Source organism: Rhizobium ecuadorense (genome assembly GCF_001187535.1).
GTDB classification, from domain to species: Bacteria; Pseudomonadota; Alphaproteobacteria; order Rhizobiales; family Rhizobiaceae; genus Rhizobium; species Rhizobium ecuadorense.
The window spans coordinates 1-237 of sequence record NZ_LFIO01000965.1; the positions used below are offsets into that span (position 1 = coordinate 1).

The 237-nt window shown below is 50.6% G+C and carries 1 pseudogene; it reads left to right on the plus strand.

The features are described 5' to 3' along the window. Nucleotides 1-103 precede the first annotated feature (103 nt). A pseudogene (locus AF337_RS18075) lies at nt 104-237 on the plus strand (IclR family transcriptional regulator); the annotation flags it as partial.

The following is a 237-nucleotide window of genomic DNA, read 5'->3' on the forward strand; positions in this document are numbered from 1 at the left end:
GGCCTCAAGGGGGCTGTCAAACGGAAAACAAGCGCGTTACGATAGGCGTAACCTAAAACTATGCCAATCCTTCGGCTCTGGTCGCGGAGAAAATTCTGGTCCCATGGACAAAAGACAACCATCAAAAAGCGATATCGTGCAATCTGTTGATGTCTGCATCGAGGTATTGCTGAATGTCGCCAAAAACCCGGATATCAGACTGACTGAGGTGGCGCAGAACCTCGGGGAAACCAAGCC